The organism is Teredinibacter purpureus, from assembly GCF_014217335.1.
GTDB lineage: Bacteria > Pseudomonadota > Gammaproteobacteria > Pseudomonadales > Cellvibrionaceae > Teredinibacter > Teredinibacter purpureus.
In genome coordinates, this window is sequence record NZ_CP060092.1 from 3847297 (window position 1) to 3864273 (window position 16977).

21 protein-coding genes are annotated in these 16977 nt (G+C 44.1%); 10 read left to right on the plus strand and 11 right to left on the minus strand.

What is annotated here, in order from left to right:
* Positions 1 to 3: 3 nt before the first annotated feature.
* Positions 4 to 2298 carry a YfiR/HmsC family protein gene (locus tag H5647_RS17055; protein WP_045860265.1) on the plus strand — a complete coding sequence of 765 codons (2295 nt, stop codon included), beginning with the start codon at positions 4 to 6 and terminating at the stop codon, positions 2296 to 2298.
* Here H5647_RS17055 and H5647_RS17060 read toward each other — a convergent pair.
* Entirely contained in the window at positions 2276 to 4813 is a 2538-nt protein-coding gene (locus H5647_RS17060) for a two-component system response regulator (RefSeq protein WP_045860266.1), read from the minus strand. The genes H5647_RS17055 and H5647_RS17060 overlap by 23 nt on opposite strands.
* A gap of 424 nt (positions 4814 to 5237) precedes the next feature.
* Between H5647_RS17060 and H5647_RS17065 the strand changes: the two genes are divergently transcribed.
* From H5647_RS17065 to H5647_RS17075, 3 genes are all read left to right on the plus strand, one after another.
* Positions 5238 to 5696 (plus strand): GNAT family N-acetyltransferase, encoded by a 459-nt coding sequence (locus tag H5647_RS17065; protein WP_045860267.1) that lies wholly within the window; start codon positions 5238 to 5240, stop codon positions 5694 to 5696.
* Between the two features lie 70 nt (positions 5697 to 5766).
* On the plus strand, positions 5767 to 6063 hold the full coding sequence (locus tag H5647_RS17070; protein WP_045860268.1) for a putative signal transducing protein: 297 nt from the start codon (positions 5767 to 5769) through the stop codon (positions 6061 to 6063).
* Positions 6064 to 6183: 120 nt separating this feature from the next.
* Positions 6184 to 6624: a YqaA family protein gene (locus H5647_RS17075; RefSeq protein ID WP_045860269.1), complete on the plus strand. Its 441-nt coding sequence runs from the start codon at positions 6184 to 6186 to the stop codon at positions 6622 to 6624.
* Between the two features lie 142 nt (positions 6625 to 6766).
* On the opposite strand, the gene H5647_RS17080 is transcribed toward H5647_RS17075, so the two are convergent.
* From H5647_RS17080 to H5647_RS17125, 10 genes are all read right to left on the minus strand, one after another.
* Positions 6767 to 7033 (minus strand): hypothetical protein, encoded by a 267-nt coding sequence (locus H5647_RS17080; protein ID WP_045860270.1) that lies wholly within the window; start codon positions 7031 to 7033, stop codon positions 6767 to 6769.
* 321 nt (positions 7034 to 7354) lie between these two features.
* Positions 7355 to 7585, minus strand: a complete 231-nt coding sequence (locus H5647_RS17085) for a hypothetical protein (protein WP_045860271.1) — start codon at positions 7583 to 7585, stop codon at positions 7355 to 7357.
* A gap of 76 nt (positions 7586 to 7661) precedes the next feature.
* Positions 7662 to 8057, minus strand: a complete 396-nt coding sequence (locus H5647_RS17090; RefSeq protein WP_045860272.1) for a DUF3465 domain-containing protein — start codon at positions 8055 to 8057, stop codon at positions 7662 to 7664.
* 56 nt (positions 8058 to 8113) lie between these two features.
* Positions 8114 to 8593: a GNAT family N-acetyltransferase gene (locus H5647_RS17095; protein ID WP_045860273.1), complete on the minus strand. Its 480-nt coding sequence runs from the start codon at positions 8591 to 8593 to the stop codon at positions 8114 to 8116.
* A 109-nt stretch (positions 8594 to 8702) separates the two neighbouring features.
* Positions 8703 to 9206 carry a cytochrome b gene (locus H5647_RS17100; RefSeq protein WP_082087097.1) on the minus strand — a complete coding sequence of 168 codons (504 nt, stop codon included), beginning with the start codon at positions 9204 to 9206 and terminating at the stop codon, positions 8703 to 8705.
* Between the two features lie 580 nt (positions 9207 to 9786).
* Positions 9787 to 10032 carry a hypothetical protein gene (locus H5647_RS17105; RefSeq protein ID WP_200911599.1) on the minus strand — a complete coding sequence of 82 codons (246 nt, stop codon included), beginning with the start codon at positions 10030 to 10032 and terminating at the stop codon, positions 9787 to 9789.
* Between the two features lie 347 nt (positions 10033 to 10379).
* Entirely contained in the window at positions 10380 to 10904 is a 525-nt protein-coding gene (locus H5647_RS17110; RefSeq protein ID WP_162926430.1) for a S41 family peptidase, read from the minus strand.
* Between the two features lie 488 nt (positions 10905 to 11392).
* Complete coding sequence (locus H5647_RS17115; protein ID WP_045860279.1) at positions 11393 to 11713, minus strand: hypothetical protein; 321 nt, start codon at positions 11711 to 11713, stop codon at positions 11393 to 11395.
* Positions 11714 to 11866: 153 nt separating this feature from the next.
* Positions 11867 to 12613: an SDR family oxidoreductase gene (locus tag H5647_RS17120; protein WP_045860281.1), complete on the minus strand. Its 747-nt coding sequence runs from the start codon at positions 12611 to 12613 to the stop codon at positions 11867 to 11869.
* A gap of 198 nt (positions 12614 to 12811) precedes the next feature.
* Entirely contained in the window at positions 12812 to 12970 is a 159-nt protein-coding gene (locus H5647_RS17125; RefSeq protein WP_200911600.1) for a hypothetical protein, read from the minus strand.
* Positions 12971 to 13188: 218 nt separating this feature from the next.
* Between H5647_RS17125 and H5647_RS17130 the strand changes: the two genes are divergently transcribed.
* The 6 genes from H5647_RS17130 to H5647_RS17155 all read left to right on the plus strand — a co-directional run bounded on the left by H5647_RS17130 (position 13189) and on the right by H5647_RS17155 (position 16951).
* The gene (locus H5647_RS17130; RefSeq protein ID WP_045860285.1) at positions 13189 to 13518 is read left to right on the plus strand and encodes a winged helix-turn-helix domain-containing protein; all 330 of its coding nucleotides are present in this window, start codon (positions 13189 to 13191) and stop codon (positions 13516 to 13518) included.
* 98 nt (positions 13519 to 13616) lie between these two features.
* Entirely contained in the window at positions 13617 to 14066 is a 450-nt protein-coding gene (locus tag H5647_RS17135; protein WP_236074954.1) for a hypothetical protein, read from the plus strand.
* 478 nt (positions 14067 to 14544) lie between these two features.
* Positions 14545 to 14823: a site-specific integrase gene (locus H5647_RS17140; protein ID WP_052692139.1), complete on the plus strand. Its 279-nt coding sequence runs from the start codon at positions 14545 to 14547 to the stop codon at positions 14821 to 14823.
* Between the two features lie 532 nt (positions 14824 to 15355).
* Entirely contained in the window at positions 15356 to 15589 is a 234-nt protein-coding gene (locus tag H5647_RS17145) for a hypothetical protein (RefSeq protein WP_045860287.1), read from the plus strand.
* A gap of 66 nt (positions 15590 to 15655) precedes the next feature.
* Entirely contained in the window at positions 15656 to 16606 is a 951-nt protein-coding gene (locus H5647_RS17150; RefSeq protein ID WP_045860289.1) for an AcrVA2 family anti-CRISPR protein, read from the plus strand.
* 90 nt (positions 16607 to 16696) lie between these two features.
* A complete protein-coding gene (locus H5647_RS17155) occupies positions 16697 to 16951 on the plus strand; it encodes a hypothetical protein (protein WP_045860290.1) in 255 nt (84 codons plus the stop codon).
* Positions 16952 to 16977 lie beyond the last annotated feature (26 nt).

Below are 16977 nucleotides of genomic sequence, written 5' to 3' on the forward strand. Positions count from 1 at the left end.
ATTATGAGGATCAATAAACTCCGCCCCCCCTCATTGTTAACATTTATGCTGTGTATCGGTTTAGCGATCGAAACCCTGTCACCCCCTGCGTGGGCATTTAGCCGCGATGAGATAATTGCGTCCTACCTCTATAATTTTATCAAAACGATTGAATGGCCCGAACAGGGCACATTGCAGACTATTACTGTGGGCGTTTATAAACCCATAGACCCACTCTTACCTTCACAATTGCAAAACCATTTTAAAGGCGCACTGATTCACGGTCTCCCCATAAAAATTGAATCTATCTCAAGTGACGAACGCCTAGGTAGCCTGCAAATGCTCTACATAGAGGAAAGCCATAACAACGCGCTAGAATCGCTGTATAGAGCACTCGGCAGCTCTTCGACGGCTCTGGTAACCAACAACTACCCGGCCAAACAGTGGGTAATGATAAACCTCTCAACCACACCAGATAACCGAATTCAATTCGAAATAAACAAGGCCAACATGCTCGTTCAAGGCCTAACGGTATTACCTGACATTATATTAAATGGTGGCTCCGAGATTGATGTTGCTCAGCTATTTAAGGCGGGGCAGGCGTCGCTCATTAAAGTGCAACAAAACCTACGCGATAGAGAGGCCCAATTAAAACAACTCGAAACCGGTGTAAAAACACTCCGCTCAGAAAACACCAGCTTAAATACAAACCTTAAGGTACTACAAGATAATATTAGCCACACACAGGCTCTGCTTAATGAACAAAAATCGCTTATTACAAAACAGCGCGCAACACTAGAGAAAACTAATCGAGAACGCCTACGCTTAACCGAAGACGTAGAAAAAAAGTCGCAACAATTAGTCAATCGTCAGTACCTTCTAGAGGACATAGGCCAAAAAATTGCCGCCCGAGAAACTAAATTAAAAGACCTTAACGACACACTACTCAAACAAAAAACAACCATTATTGAGCAAGACGACACCATTACCACACAAGGTATTGTGGTCAACAATCTCATCGCACTCGTATTTCTCGGCTTAATATTGGTGGGCGTTGCAGTATGGGCCTATGTCAATAAGAAGAGAGATGCCGAACGGCTAGAGTTACGCGGTCGCGAATTAAGTGTCGCACGCGATAAGCTAGCGACGGCTAAAGCACGAGCAGAAGACGCCAATCAAGCAAAAAGCGAATTTTTATCATTAATGAGCCACGAGCTTCGCACGCCCTTACAAGCTATTATTGGCTACGCCGATGTCGTGATAGAAGATCTAAAATTAGAAGGAAAAGATACGCACGCAACCGATTTAAACCGCGTTATTACTAACAGCGAACGATTATTAAGGCTAATTAACAGTGTTTTAGACTTAGCCAAAATAGAATCTGGCCGGATGGACATCAATCTTCGCCCCGTTGACCTCGAATCTATTGTAGCCGACGCTGTTGCCAATATTCGACCACAATGTGCTGCCAAACGCCTAGAACTTATTGTAAGCGCTAGCAATGGCATTGCCTTGCCCATTGCCGACTCCGAAAAACTATTACATATTATTCTTAATTTGTTGAGCAATGCCTGTAAATTTACTAATTCAGGCGTTATAAAAATAGTGGCAGAAAACCGCGAAAAAGCGATTTATATTTCTGTTCAAGACACCGGCCCCGGTATTAGCACACAGCAACTCCCGTTCGTTTTTGACCGTTTCCAGCAAGCCGACGCCTCCACCACTCGACAACATCAAGGTAGCGGTTTGGGCTTAGCCATTACCAAACAATTTTGCGAATTAATGGGTGGGAACATTGAAGTTCACAGTGAGCTTCTTATGGGAACAACCTTTACTGTTCTTATACCTCAGCCTATTCACACCGCCGAAGATGTAAACGAATTATCTTCGGCAAAGATCCGGGAAACAATTAAAAACGAAAAAATAATCAAGGGAAACGATACTATCGGAACAACTATTCTGTTAATTGATGACGACGATGAATTTATCAATATAATGACTCGAACATTAAGCCATGAACACTACAGCGTTTTTTCCGCTAGTACGGCAAATGAAGGGTTACTCTTAGCAAAAGAATTGAATCCTAGCATTATTATCATAGATCTATTACTGCCCGACATGCATGGGTGGGAACTATTTAAAGCACTAAAAGAAACGCCTATGCTTGCCGGCACACCGCTACTGGTAGCCTCCGTTTTAGATGAAAAATTACAGAGTGAATTGATGGGAGCCGACGATTTTTTAACGAAGCCGGTTTCGAGAAAAACGATTGTTAAGGCGGTAAAAAAATATACCACTAACGAGGCAGAACACCCATGACATCTAAATTATCATTACGGCTGTCATAAGTCATGTAGGACGCTAATACGTCGTCAACTGCAAGCGCCTTGCCAATATAGTTGCCCTGCACGTAATCTATACCGTACTCCACTAACAACTTCATCACTTCTTCATTTTCAACATATTCAGCAACTGCTTTTTTACCCAACGCTTTCACTACTTGAATCAACGATTTCACTAGGGCCTTATCCACGTCATCTACATGCAACCGGCAAACAAACGAGCCATCCAGTTTAATAAAATCAGCCGGCAACTCCTTTAAATACGAAAAGCTACTAAACCCAGAGCCAAAATCATCAATGGCAAAACTACAACCAATATCGTGCAACTGATCAATCACACGCGTTGTTACATTTAAGTTAAACAAACTTGCGCTCTCAGTAAGCTCGAACGTAATCGCAGAGGGATCGACTAAATTGGCAGACAGCGACTCTTTTATAACCGGCACCAAATTATCATCATTAAACGCTTGCGCCGAAAGGTTGATGGCAATTTTTCTAAGGCTTGGGGTTTTTCGTAACTGCTCGACGGCGAGCTTTATCACCCAACGATCAAGCAAATGCATTTCGCCCGTTTGCTCCAACGCCGATATAAATTTTTCGGGGTAAATTAACGCACCATTTTCATCAATCAACCGAACTAAGGCCTCGTAATACCCATACTCTTCTTTTTTTACATCAAAAACAGGCTGAAAATGCAGTACAACGCGATTACTCGCAATCGCTTGCCGAACACGCTGCGCCCAATTTATTCGGCTGCGTAGCTCCTCGCTTTCGTTATCCCTAAGATCATAAGTATGAACAATATTGCGGCCTCGACCTTTTGCCACATAAAGCGCAATATCGGCCTGCATCAAATACTCTTCAGCACACCCCAACTTACCGTCCATAAGGGATACACCAATACTACAGCCCATATTCACCTGATGGTTTTCACCATGGTACGTATAATCATTTACGATTTTTTGAATGTCCTTCGCAATATCATATAAACCTTGCTCATCGATATCGTGTACTAATACCGCGTACTCATCACCTCCTATTCTGCATAGCATATCGGAGGCCCTAACCCTTCGGCTCATAGATTTCGATATTTCCCTCAATACATTATCGCCTTCGCGATGCCCGAAGGTATCGTTAATCACCTTAAAATGGTCAAGATCAATATACAACAGCCCGTGCTGGCGCTTACTTCTAAGCGTATCTGCATACAAATGTTTTAAAGATTCTTCAAAATAATGACGGTTGAATAACCCTGTTAAAGCATCGTGCATTGCAATATATTCAAGCTCTTCTTGGGCCTGCTTACGCTTTGTTATATTATCTAGGCAGATAGTCAACGAAGATATATCGCTATGGATAACTCGCCGCACCTTCATTTGTGCCCAAAGGCGCTGGCCACTATCATCCAACAAGCATAATTCCAATTCGTAGCTCAGTATTTCGCCCGTTAACACACTGCACAATTTTTTCTGAAGCGCTACATAATCCTCTCGATTTTCGGTCGGTAAATAGTCACAAATAGATTTACCTATTGACGCTTGAATGTCATACCCCATCAACACTTTCCAAGGATAATTGAGGTACGTAATATTCAATTCATCATCAAGTTCCATAACCACTGTTTGTAAGTTATGCAATAATTGCTGGTGTTTCTCCGAAATATTTCGGTATTCCCGCTCACTTTTCTCTAGGTATTTAACTTGATCGGAAAATTGACGATTACTCAACATAAAATCTTCTCGCCTTACCGCTAACTCACACACATGCCGTAGCTGCTCTGTGCGAAACGGTTTGGGTAAAAAATCTGTTGCTCCTAGCAGCATAATCTTCTCGGCGAGATTACGGCTTGAATGTGCGGTCATCAAAACCACCGCTTGTTCAGCGTTTATCGCCAATATAATCTTAAGAATCTCCTCGCCAGACATATTAGGCAACATATAATCCAACAACACCAAGCTATGTCGATACTGCTTCCACAGCTGGATACCATCCTCACCATTATCAACAACATCAATCCTATACTGGCGGTCCAACACTCGCCGAATAAGATCGGCAGTATCAGCAGCATCTTCGATGACCAAAAGTCGCGGCTTGTTAAACTTACTCGGGCGATCAGATAGACACTTACCAACCTCCTCCGCTATAGCACTTACATCACTATAAGCTAGCAGTCGATTGACACCATATTCACGCGCTGTGACTTCCGCAATACGCTGGCTCCAGACATCGGTCAGCACAATGATAGGCATGGACGCGTTACAATTTAACGCGCCACAACGGACAAGACGGGCCAATCGCCAGCCATCGAGATCGCTTAAATCCATTGTGGTCACAAGGCAACGGATGGCGTGCGCGTCCAATAACGCTAACGCCTCTTGGGCTGAACGTGCCAGATGAACGCTACGGTAACCGCCATCGTCCAAACGGCTCACCATTAGGTTCAATGTTTCTTCAACATCACACGCGACTAATATCTGGTTATCCTGATGCATCAAAAGGCTTTCCCTGCGTCATAAATAGCGCCCACTCAACGGTGGGCCTCTTTAAGGCTCGATATTCTTTAGCTTAGCCCAATCCATGGGAAATACATGGCACCTGCATTTTTTAAGTGACAAATAACGCGCGTGTTTATTTGATTAACCTATTCATCTAAAACCCGTTAGAACACAGTACGAACCCTTGTATCGCACACTGTAGTGACCAATATCACACGCATCGTTACACCATGGTTACATCCAATCTTTACGCGATAAGGCGCACTACCATCACCGCCAACACTGTCAATGAAAAATTGGCATAATGCTGTCAACCATAACCCCTTAACTGTCACCAATATTCCTTGCTTCCGTCCGCGGCTAGGCTGCGTACGCACCGTTTTTCGAGGATATTCTTGTCTAAAATTAAGTGAAAAACACCATGGACATAGCCATAGACGATTTAACCAACGCTAACATTATTGCCTTTTTACAAGAGCATCTTCACGATATGCACGCAACCTCACCGCCCGAAAGCGTGCATGCACTCGACTTAGCAGCGCTTAGTGCTACCGAGGTCACATTTTGGTCGGTATACTCCAATCAAAATATCCTGCTCGGCTGCGGCGCCTTAAAAGATTTGGGCGCATATCAAGGTGAGATTAAATCCATGCGTACCGTGAGCGCCGCACGAGGAACCGGCGTTGCCTCAACCCTTTTACAGCACATACTTACCATAGCCCGCACCCGAGGCTATAAAAAAGTATTTTTAGAAACAGGTTCCATGGCCTTTTTTAAACCCGCTAGGCAACTATATAAAAAGGCAGGGTTTACACCGTGCGAGCCTTTTGCAGACTACACGCTAGACGAGAACAGCGTATTTATGACGCTAGACTTATAACAATCGTCAAATCACAATGTTTGCGCGCTTTCCCCAATTAAAATCACGATAACTGTACTCAGGAATCAGCATGAAACTTGTCTTTACCCATGAAAATAAAATAATTGTAGAAAACGCCAAAGCTTTATTACAGGAACAAGGGATCGAAGCCATTATTAAAAACGAATTCGCCTCAAGCGGGCTAGGTGAACTTTCAGCCATAGATACCTGGCCAGAAGTGTGGATACTAAACAACAGCCAACTCACTGCAGCAACAACGCTAATAGAAGGTCTATTAGCCCCATCTAAAGGCGAAATATGGCAGTGCAAGCATTGCGATGAGCAAAACGAACCTACCTTTGAGATATGCTGGAATTGCCAGCACTAACACGTCTTGTGGCTTACCCTGCACCCTCTATACGCACAGCACACAACTACACGAGCATTCGCCAGCCCTTACAAAAGGGTTTGACCGAACGACAGCAACCTACTCAAGCCACAGCCTTTTATGGAATTTTTTACAGAACACGGTTACCTCGGGCTTTTTATCATCTCTTTTTTAGCCGCCACACTACTACCTTTAAGCTCTGAGCTCGTCTTAGTGGCCCTATTGCTCACCGGCATGCACCCCGTTGTTCTCATAGCCGTGGCTAGCACAGGCAACATACTAGGCTCCATAACAAACTACACGCTAGGCTACTGGGCGAGTACCGGCTTAGTACCCAAATGGTTACGTATGTCAGAAACCGAATTCGCGCATGCAAAAAAGCGATTTACACGATACGGCATGTTCTCGTTATTACTGGCCTGGGTGCCCGTCATTGGCGACCCGTTAACGGTAATCGCCGGTATTCTACGCGTACGCTTCCATTGGTTTTTATTGCTAGTGAGCACCGGAAAACTGGGCCGCTACTGCGTAATCACCTACATTACGCTGTACGTAAATTAGAGAATCACTAACAAACCCCAGCGGGGTTAAAGACGGTTCATCCGCCCGCAGTCTATTCTCGATCAACCATAAAAAAAACCTCGTGATTTAGGCCTAAACCACGAGGTTTCTGAGTAACGCACATCAATGTAATTTGGGCTGATCAACCTAAACAACGGATAAAGCGTTTATAGCTTTTCATCCAGGTTTTAACCGCAGCGCCATCCTTATATTCTGTATATTTTCGCGTTTCATAGCGATACCGCACACGGTCCGATCCTCGGCCCATACATCTGTTTTCGTAAGCATTACTCACATCTGACTCATAAGATTCCACAACATCATACGTTGTACCGCTCACACCACCGGCCTGCACCCCACACGCGGCAAACGCTAACAGAAAAAAAGCAATTCTCATTTTAGTATTCATCTTGGCCCTCTCCTAAAGATACGCTAAAGGTAAAAAACATCGTCGTTACGACTCACATACCCTATTAGACGGACACCATAAGAAAAGTAACCATGAATACTGTAGAGAAACTAAAACACTTCCAAAGACCACCTCTTAAAGGCCTCCTTTCAACGTCTCGCGAATAGCATAGCCTGTACCATATAAACCAAGTCAAAACTCAACAGCTACTGGGTTTTACGTAAAGACTGAGCATAGCTAGAAAAGTATAGTGGAACGCCTTTATTGGAATCACCTAAAAGTGGCGATTGACGAGCAGCATTTATCACCAAGACAACTGTATTACTGTACTGCGGTTACACCCTCGCCATTACCGTAGCTTTCGATTGAATCTAAAATGGCCACATACATAAAAAATGGGCTCGCACTGTATGGCCGGTTTTCCCATACATCGGCCATATCCCAACATTCGAAAGGAATAATGCTAATAAATATAGTTATTCGAAAAAAGAACATCAACGTAATTAAATCCACTACGAGAATAACAACCCTATCCCCCTGATCGTAAGTCAATACCTTCCCCTGTGTGGCTACGTTCAATCACCGTTAAATAGTACGAGGCCTGGTATTCGTGATATTTTATGGGTGACTATTCGTATTTTCTGGTGTTATACCGCAACCAGCCACCCACATGTTTATTATTCGGGTCTCGATGTGTCCAGTGAATTACACCGCCTTTTGAGTTCCATTCATACTCGCCATAAAATTCAACTACATCAGTCTCTTTTAATGCCTTCAACCTCGGCGCTAAATCGATATTGTGCGCGATCAACAATGTATGGCCACTATCAAGTCTCAGTATAAATTTTTGATGTCGACTGCCCTTCGTATCATCTGGTAGAACCTTTACCACTACACCCCTGCCAAAAACCTGAACATCACTTTGCTGATTATCATATAGCGCCGCTATGGTAGTATCATTGCCCCAACAGTAGGCCACAATAAATAGCATTAACACTAACAACACTCTCAATATACTTTTCATAGGCTGCCATTTATAGATGTCATTTAACGGCTAGTGTAAACCGTATATCTAGACCTTTACGCGCCGAGCTTCTTTTGCATATTAACACCCGTTACTTCGTAACCAAGTTTGCGGTAAAGCGCTTGAGCCGCTGAATTAGCACTAAAAACATGCAGCCCTATACTATCAATACCCATACGAGCAGAAACAATTTCAAGTTCGCAAAAGGCCGCAACGGCATACCCTCTTCGGCGACATTCAGGTTTTATTGCTATGTCGTATACGAACATAGATTGATGCCCATGCTTTTCTTCGGTTGCCGCCCAAAGATAACCGACAGACAAATCATTACTCAATGTTTTTATATCAAACAAATAGTGACCGGGAGTTTCTAACCCCTGCGGCAGATTACTCATTGTTTCAGCTCTGGATTTTTTTATGGACTCATTTACGGTCCAACGCCCCGCATCTACCCCCTCCTGAGCATAACCCGCTACCGCCGCTTCGATAAACAAAGAGTAGTCGGCCTCTTTCATTGGCTCAAGTAAAACGTTCATAAATGGCTCATACCCCTAACGGCTTTCTCAGTTAAATTTGAGTTGTAATGAAACTTCTGGCCCGTTTATGCTATAGACATCCAAAACCCGGCACACGATGACAAGTGGCTCAGCCCCTACCCAGCATTCGTTTTAATGTTGAATCTTTATCAAATAAATGGTGCTTAAATGCTCCAGCAAAATGAAGAACCACAGCCACGACCATTATATGGTCAATCCAAGTATGAAGTGCGTAGCCAATATTCATCCAATACTTGTTATAGGGTTCTACATCACTCGGTAGCCTACAACCTAGAGTGTCGAGCGAAAACGTCTCCACAAGGTTAGCTGGAACGAGGGTGATTAATTTAACGATTCCAAACCCGTGCCCGCTAGCGCCTGAAGCCAACATACCGAATATAGGCTGTGCAACAGATCCAACCAAGAGTATCCAGTGGGTAATCTTGGCCAATTTAAGCTCATAGTGGTTATGCTTGCCCACGGGTTCTGGCCAACCCTTCCTAACTCTCCAACCATTATTAGCCCACCAGCCAATTGAAAGATGATTAGCAATGCGACTAACCAATGGAAAATAACGGTGCCTCGACGAAAGTTTGACGGTGTATTCATACAAACTTCTCGTTACAAACTAGTGATAACGGGAGACTAACACGAATATTTAAGCCTCTGTTCTGGTCAACTTATGGGGATCTGGGAATAGACATCTAAATACAGAAGGCAGTGAATCATGGAATAAGCGAGTGTTAGGCAGAAAAATGCCACTCCAAAAGCAGCGTTTGGCATTCTCTGAACCCAGCCTCTAATCGTTAACATTGCGCAAATTACCTACATTGCGAAAACCACTCATTGCATAAAGTAATTTTCTATTCATTAAGCCTTGTAACGAGGCTACACCCGCGCAACTACAGAGCTGGAAAACTAAGTTTTTTAGGCTAGCGTGATGAATACAGGGAAAGTGGCGGGTACTTAAATCGTTGAGTAAGAACGTTTATTTGGCAGAATGGCCGCATTTTAACCGACCACCATCAAAACCAGTCACTCAATGTCTAGGCCATTTATCCCACTCATGTCGGGGCTCCTATGTATTCAATGTATAACGCTGCCCTAAAAGAGCTATCTAGAGCGAAGCGGCGTTGAAATAAAGCGCAGCGTAACAACATTTCGAATTTATGGCCTTGTGAGCAATTTTCAGTTTAATTAAACTGTATAGGTTCTCCGCCTCGGTTAAACGCCACATATTTTGACAGGTCTCCTCCCTGCTGTACGGTTTCCACCATTTTTTTCAAAGAAAATTCCACCTCTGTGGAATCTGGTACAACGCCATTCCTACCCGAAAGGCAGGCTATTAATACTATTTGCCAATCTTGTTCCAGCGACTCCGACTCCTTCACCAAATCAGAGAATACGCCCAATTCTTCCAGTGTTTTATCTACACACATCACAGGCTCTAATGTGCCACCCTGACCAGAGTCAAAACGACTTTTTTCTTCATCTTTATGATCTGCAGGTAAAGATGCCTTTAAAAAAACAAATAATAGGCGTTGTGGCTCGGTTTGTTGGCGAGCGGCATTTAAAAGAGAGTCGTAATCGATAATATTAATTTTTTCTTACTCCTGTATTACGGTATAGGTACTAACCACAAAAAAAGTAAACCCGAATTAGGCGTACTCATCGTGACAATAATGTTCATACGCAGCTGTACGTACAACGCCACTTATTTTACCCAATATATAAAAAGAAGAAAAACCACATTGAATACATCCTCAAGTATCGTATAACACTGTATTCAGCGGCTAGCCCCCTGTAATGCGGCATTATACGCAGTTTTTCTACCCGCGATATCATTTAAAATCCACTCCAATTGACGATCATTATTCTCGATATAATCGCTTATAGAATGCTCAATCAAAATATCCGGGTATAAAGCATCCTTATCGTCTTTTGTTAAAATGATACAAACGCTTGGAATAAGTAACTTTAAGCTTAGAGCTGGGCAGCTTAAACTGCCCCATATCTTGGTAGCCGCACCCGCTGGCTCGCCCACCAACTGAGCATTAAGCAATTGAGGAAATTGTGCAGCATTACGCATGGCAGCCGAAAAAGTCACATTATCAATAAGAACATAAACACCCGTTTTCCAATCGATAGCGTCCGTCAGCACCAACAACTGAGCAAGTTTTAGCCCAACAAAAAAATCCCCTCCATAATTATATCTAAGATCAATTATCACATTTCTAGAACAATGAGAGTTAATAAACGCAAGCAAGGCCATCCATTTTGGGCATAGCTGTATATCGGCGAAATTTGACATAGACCGTTTTATTATCAACTGATGGGCCAAACCACAAACCTGAATTAACTTTTTTGTACGGTAGAAAATTTTTTCCTGCCGGTAAGATAAAACCTCACCCACTCAGTCATTGAAAATAAATCTAATAAATAGAGTAGAGCCAGTGCCAATACCTTTTTTATCATTGATCGAAATATTTCTTAGCAACGTGACCATCTCATTTCGTTTTGGCAAAACCATGTTTGGCGAATTTAAATTATTTAGCTGTACCGCTTACACTCAGACTGCCAGCTAGCCTGGCCTTCACACGGTTGCCTATAATAAAAGCATTACCAACACTTACAACCAATACCGTAAAATGCGGTAACCAACAAGCCCCAACATGCGGCTATAGTAAAAACACCAAAAATCAAATTCGAAAAATCTACACCACTGCACAGCGGCCATAGTGTAGGCGCGAAGCGCCGGAACGGAGGCACAACCCCAAACGCCGGCTAAACATGTTAAAATTAGTGATGCAAATAAACGACACCACAACGATTACCATCTCCCTCTTTATACCCGATATTCAGAGGCTCTCCAGTTGCTCTGGCTGCTAACAACATTGAAAGCCATTCTTTTCCAACTGTATCAGTCGTATTAAAAGTATAAGGCCAACTCGAATCGCTACAACCTTCGGGAAGAGATACAGTATCTCCAAGCTTAAAAAGAACAACAGCATCTTCTCTTACGTAAAGTTTAGTTACCTTGCCTCCAGATTGAGGTGCAGCAAATGAAAAAGAGGATATTAGGGTTACCGTCCCCAATATCAGTTTAAATAATTTATTCACTCTTACTCCTTTTAGTTTTAACGCCGAGTCAACCGAACCGACCTATTTTGGCAGATTTTCCTATTATGGGCGCTGCCCATGCAAGATTTTCCAAAAATAGGTCGGTTCCAGTGAGCATGTTATTGCGAACGAGGTTGAACGCTTTGTTCGGCATTACCGGCCGCCAGAGATCTCGATAAAAGAACCAGTTGTATAGCTCGATTTTATAGACGACAACCAAGATATTGCTTCCGCGACATCCTCAGGCTTTCCACCACGCTTCAGTGGTAAATTACTTTTCAGGCGATCAACTCTATTAGGTTCACCGCCACTTCCATGCATTTCTGTATAAATGAGTCCGGGTCGAACACCATTAACACGTATACCCTGATCTGCAACCTCCATAGCAAGCCCAATGGTTAACGAATCCACTGCACCCTTTGATGCAGCATAGTCAATATATTCATGTGCCGAGCCAATACGGGAAGCGGCCGATGAAACATTCACTATGACCCCACCACTACCTCCATGTTTATGAGACATCCTCTTTACCGCTTCCCTACAACACAGAAAATAACCAGTGACATTAGTTTTGAGTGTGCTGTTAATTCTTTCAGCAGTCATGCCCTCGATATCCGTTTGAGCAAATAGTATTCCAGCATTATTAATAAGGAGATTGATGGGCCCTAACCTAGTGTCAATCATACTGAAGAGACCCTCAACTTCATTCTCTTCCGATACATCAGCTTGAACGGCTAAAGCGATACCACCAGATCTCTCAATTTTTGAAACGATACTTGAGGCTGATCTTTTATCGGAAAGGTAATTTATACAAACTGAATACCCTTCACTAGCAAGTTGAATTGCAGTTGCCGCACCTATACCTCTTCCTGCCCCAGTCACTAATGCTACTTTAGTCATTAACAGCTTCCTACTTTAGCCGAACGCCCCACTAATCTGCATTTTTTAAGTGGATAATTTTGTGTTATCAAACACAAAATTCGGAACGAAAAAATGCAGATTAGTGGCTTGTTATATTTTCCCCATATATTTGAAGTAATGATAAACCCAGCCAAAAATAAAAAGTAGGCTGCGGACGTAAATATTACCTCAACTAAGTTAATATTTCCGAATATTGATTTCGTATCCATGCCAGCAATCATAACAAAAATCACCATAGTCGAGTTTTTTCTCATATTTTTCTCCATCGAAAATTTCCCCACCGTGTCCGATTATTTCATTTCGGGTCATTAACATGGGTGTCCGATTATTTCCCATATCCTACTCAACCAACCAGAGTTTACTAACAGCAATTTTAAAACTATTAAGCGACTTCCGGTTACCGTTAACATGGGTGTCCGATTATTTCTGGATGCAGTGGCCCTGATTGGGTGACGCATCAATATGATTAAATAACCACCCACCTATAGACATACCTACAAAGTAGGTATATAAACCTATATTGTAGGTTTTATCACCTTGATAGTAGGTTATTTATGATAGAAGCAATCGTTGGCTCTACCAGCGCAGAACGGGTGTTGATGTTTATCACCGCTCGTGAGTCGGGGTATGCAGCCGAAATAGCAAAAGCTTTCTCAACGGATCTAAGCCCAATTCAAAAGCAACTGGATCGACTGGAACGGGACGGCTTACTCATTAACGAGAAAATAGGCAGAACGCGGTTGTATAAGTACAACCCGCGCTACCCTTTTGTGCCTGAACTAAAAGCGCTTATTGAGAAATCTCTAACGATGGCTCCCGAAGCCCTACAAGAAACACTGCTCTACGATCGACGACGGCCACGCAAAAAAGACAAGCCACTATGAAAAACCTAAAAGGATTGTCTCGCTTAGAATAGGCCGCACTCATTGCAGCGGAACTTAGGGCCAAAGACATCGATGTTGTGCTGTCGGGAGGCTCATGTGTGTCTATCTATTCTTCCGAAAAGTACGTTTCCAAGGACTTGGACTTCATCGATATCAGCCTAAAAAGCAACCGACAAATTGCAAACGCCATTCACACCCTTGGCTTTGAAAATCAGCCAAAGAATAGCCGACACTTTGTACACCCAGATACCGAATTAACGGTAGAATTCCCTTCTGCTCCGCTGACCGTTGGCGATGAGCACATCCCTTCGACAGCCGTACACTTCATTACAACAGATCAAGGCACATTACGACTGCTCACCCCAACCGACTGCGTAAAAGATCGCCTAGCTAACTATTACTACTTCCGAGATAAACAGAGCCTTGAGCAAGCCGTTTTAGTTGCAAAAGCTCACCCCATTAACTTCAAATCGCTTGAAACATGGCACAACAACGAAGGGCAACAAAAGGGGTATCAGCAATTCCTAGAGCGATTGAAAAACGCCTAACCCTTCCGCTGCAAGTAAATTTAGACCGATTAAACAACGTAACCACTGCTTGGAGAAACATACTCAAAGCAGCCAATATTGATGCGTATTCCGACCCAAGCTGATCCCGCGTTGCGATTCAACCTGATCAGTCATTGCGATTGAAAGTGATCACTTTTCGACAGTTATCGCAATGGTTGACCACCATCACTTACCACCTCATTTCATGCATTGAAATTTATCCTGTCATGCACGTTATCGTTGCCATTTTTGCACTGGGACGACGATGCCAAACACAAGATTATCAATGCGACATATCAAAGGAATTCTTCGCCTTAAGCTTGAGGCAAAGCTCAGTCACAGGCAGATCGCTCGCAGCCTCGGGGGCTACGGCAAGCGCGCGTCTGCGCTGGGCCTTACAAGCTACTCCACGAGCTCATCAACAGAGGCCGCAACTACCGCAGCCTCCTAAATCAACATAAAGCAACATAAAGGCCAGATGACAAAAGAAAGATTCGCTGAGCAGTTTCGGGCTGCACGTAACGCAACGAACATATGGAACGACATATCAGAGAACAAAACACCCCCTACATTCCACGAGATTCGATCACTCGCCGACGCGACAGAAACAACCGCCGGCTACCAAACAAGCCAAATTCAGCTAGCAATGGCCCATAGCGACGAAGCACAAACGTTACAATATTTGGCAGAGCACGAACTAAAACACGATGCAGTAGAAGTGGTATTGGCTGAAGGTATGATCGGCGGGAAGTTTTAGAGAAAGAGTTTTTCTACGGGGTTTTTCTACGGTTTTTCTACGCTTAGTAACCGCTAACCCCGCAAGGCTGGGGAATTGGTCGGAGTGGCCGGAATTGACTCGGCGCGTCCTGCGCCTCGGGCTTCGCCCGCCCTGAAGGGCGCCCAAATTCGTTCCCGACGAATTAGTGACCCGAGGTCTAAGAACGAAAGTCCCTCACTTCTGCCGGTTAAACAAAAAAGGCCACCCATTAGGGTGGCCTTTTTTGTTTAATTGGTCGGAGTGGCCGGATTTGAACCGACGACCACCACACCCCCAGACTGGACAGTAGAGAAACACAACCCCTTGTTTTTATTGGTTTTACTCAACATTAAGCCCGACCGGTTTCCCAACATCAGAAGCTAAAGCCCACACAAGCCACAACCAAAAAAACAGGCGCCAAACTCAACAAACCGAAAACATACGCTTGAACCGATCCGGTTCTAGCGTATAATTGTAATCACTGGAGGCAATAACGCCGACAGGTAAATCACGAATTGAAAGGTGAACGAAATTGAAAACAACACAATTTGAAGATTCCGAGAACGCAAAAACTAGAAAAACTGATTGCGTGGATACCGCAATCACCCGGGCAGTAAAAGAGCGTTATGGAAAAAACGCGGAATGGTTCGAGAATAGTGAGATCAGCAACGAAACTAGAAAATTTGGACAGATTGGAAAACCCTGCTCAACCGGCGGCTACAATATGATAACGAAAACCACCTACATTGATGTAGAGCCTGCATAACAACCGATTTTTTTACCCAAGCCCCCGCAAGGGGCTTTTTATTCTCGAAACGAAAGGAGAACCGAAATGCAACCTCGACCACTCAACCACCTAAATGCGGCCGCAAAACTCTACCCGAACGCGTGGAAACAAATCGAAACATTCCGCAGCAGCAAAGGCCGCGACCTGCCAGACTGGCCCAACTGGTGCTTTCTGCCGTTCGCCGCCTGGTACGCAATTGTGAGCGAGGGCGGCAACATGCCAGCCCATTTACTGCCCGATGTTTCGCGTCTCGCGGCGCTGGGGACATGGCGTTACAGCCAAGGCGTTTACACATTCAACGAGCACGCACTAGCCGCAATTGCCGAAACGATTCCCAGCGGTGACATGCCGTGTGATGTTTTGCACCGGCTGCCAGAGTGGTGCCTCTACATCGAGACGCCCCAAAAAAAATGGTTAGGCGATACGCTACACGGTTTTTTTGCCAGCCTCGAATTTGACATAAACAAAAAAACGCCCGAATTACGGCTATTGCTCGACACCGAAACCGCGCTAACCCCTCTGCCCATCCATATGGGCCCATGGACAATTACCGAAGGCATCGACCGCGCAATACAACAATCGCAAGATTTTGGAGCGCCCAATATTGGCGACATCACAACCCCCATCGCTGCCGATGTTTACGGCCTAATCTCGCTATTACTCTACATTTGCAGCGACGAGCCAGAAATTGACAACGACAAAGAGCCGAACGCAACCCCACAAAGACCCAGGCCAAAAAAAACAAAACGCGGCTGGCAATTATTTCCCGCGAAAAAACCACGCATTTGGAAAGTCGGCGAGAAAATTGGGGAAAATTTAGCGAAGGAGCACACGAACGAAGGCGGGGCAAAATCGCCACACCTGCGCCGCGCGCACTGGCATGGCTTTTGGAGCGGCCCACGCGAAGGCGAGCGGCGCTACCACTACAAATATTTACCCCCCACTTTTGTGCGAGGGTCGAAAAAACAGGCGCAAGAATCAACAAATAAAGGATAAACACTTGAACCGATCCGGTTCTAGCGTATAATTGTAATCACTGGAGGCAATAACGCCGACAGGTAAATCACGAATTGAAAGGTGACTAACATGAGCAAATTTATTCGATCAATTGGCAAGTGCGCAGTAAACGGTATCGGTTTTGATATTTACGAAAACAAAAACGGCAGCGCTACAATTAGACCCACAAAAATGAACAGTGATCTACCCAGAAAGTTTTGGAAAACTTTCGACGGTGCAGACAAACTAGAGTCATTTATTGATCAACACGACAATCAACATCTCACCGGGGCCGGCCTTGTTCAAGCGTTAAAAGACGGCCCATTCTCCTGGATTTTTGATTAAGCCGCAGCGACACCAACACCCAAGCC

Bases quoted from the DNA above. Each gene is read 5' to 3' on its own strand.
- H5647_RS17075 (WP_045860269.1), top strand. From the start codon at position 6,184: ATGGAATTTTTTACAGAACACGGTTACCTCGGGCTTTTTATCATCTCT.
- H5647_RS17155 (WP_045860290.1), top strand. From the start codon at position 16,697: ATGAGCAAATTTATTCGATCAATTGGCAAGTGCGCAGTAAACGGTATC.
- H5647_RS17110 (WP_162926430.1), bottom strand. From the start codon at position 10,904: ATGTCAAATTTCGCCGATATACAGCTATGCCCAAAATGGATGGCCTTG.
- H5647_RS17130 (WP_045860285.1), top strand. From the start codon at position 13,189: ATGATAGAAGCAATCGTTGGCTCTACCAGCGCAGAACGGGTGTTGATG.
- H5647_RS17140 (WP_052692139.1), top strand. From the start codon at position 14,545: ATGACAAAAGAAAGATTCGCTGAGCAGTTTCGGGCTGCACGTAACGCA.
- H5647_RS17125 (WP_200911600.1), bottom strand. From the start codon at position 12,970: ATGGGAAATAATCGGACACCCATGTTAATGACCCGAAATGAAATAATC.
- H5647_RS17070 (WP_045860268.1), top strand. From the start codon at position 5,767: ATGAAACTTGTCTTTACCCATGAAAATAAAATAATTGTAGAAAACGCC.
- H5647_RS17060 (WP_045860266.1), bottom strand. From the start codon at position 4,813: ATGCATCAGGATAACCAGATATTAGTCGCGTGTGATGTTGAAGAAACA.
- H5647_RS17090 (WP_045860272.1), bottom strand. From the start codon at position 8,057: ATGAAAAGTATATTGAGAGTGTTGTTAGTGTTAATGCTATTTATTGTG.
- H5647_RS17065 (WP_045860267.1), top strand. From the start codon at position 5,238: ATGGACATAGCCATAGACGATTTAACCAACGCTAACATTATTGCCTTT.
- H5647_RS17080 (WP_045860270.1), bottom strand. From the start codon at position 7,033: ATGAATACTAAAATGAGAATTGCTTTTTTTCTGTTAGCGTTTGCCGCG.
- H5647_RS17120 (WP_045860281.1), bottom strand. From the start codon at position 12,613: ATGACTAAAGTAGCATTAGTGACTGGGGCAGGAAGAGGTATAGGTGCG.
- H5647_RS17055 (WP_045860265.1), top strand. From the start codon at position 4: ATGAGGATCAATAAACTCCGCCCCCCCTCATTGTTAACATTTATGCTG.
- H5647_RS17105 (WP_200911599.1), bottom strand. From the start codon at position 10,032: ATGTGTGTAGATAAAACACTGGAAGAATTGGGCGTATTCTCTGATTTG.
- H5647_RS17150 (WP_045860289.1), top strand. From the start codon at position 15,656: ATGCAACCTCGACCACTCAACCACCTAAATGCGGCCGCAAAACTCTAC.
- H5647_RS17095 (WP_045860273.1), bottom strand. From the start codon at position 8,593: ATGAACGTTTTACTTGAGCCAATGAAAGAGGCCGACTACTCTTTGTTT.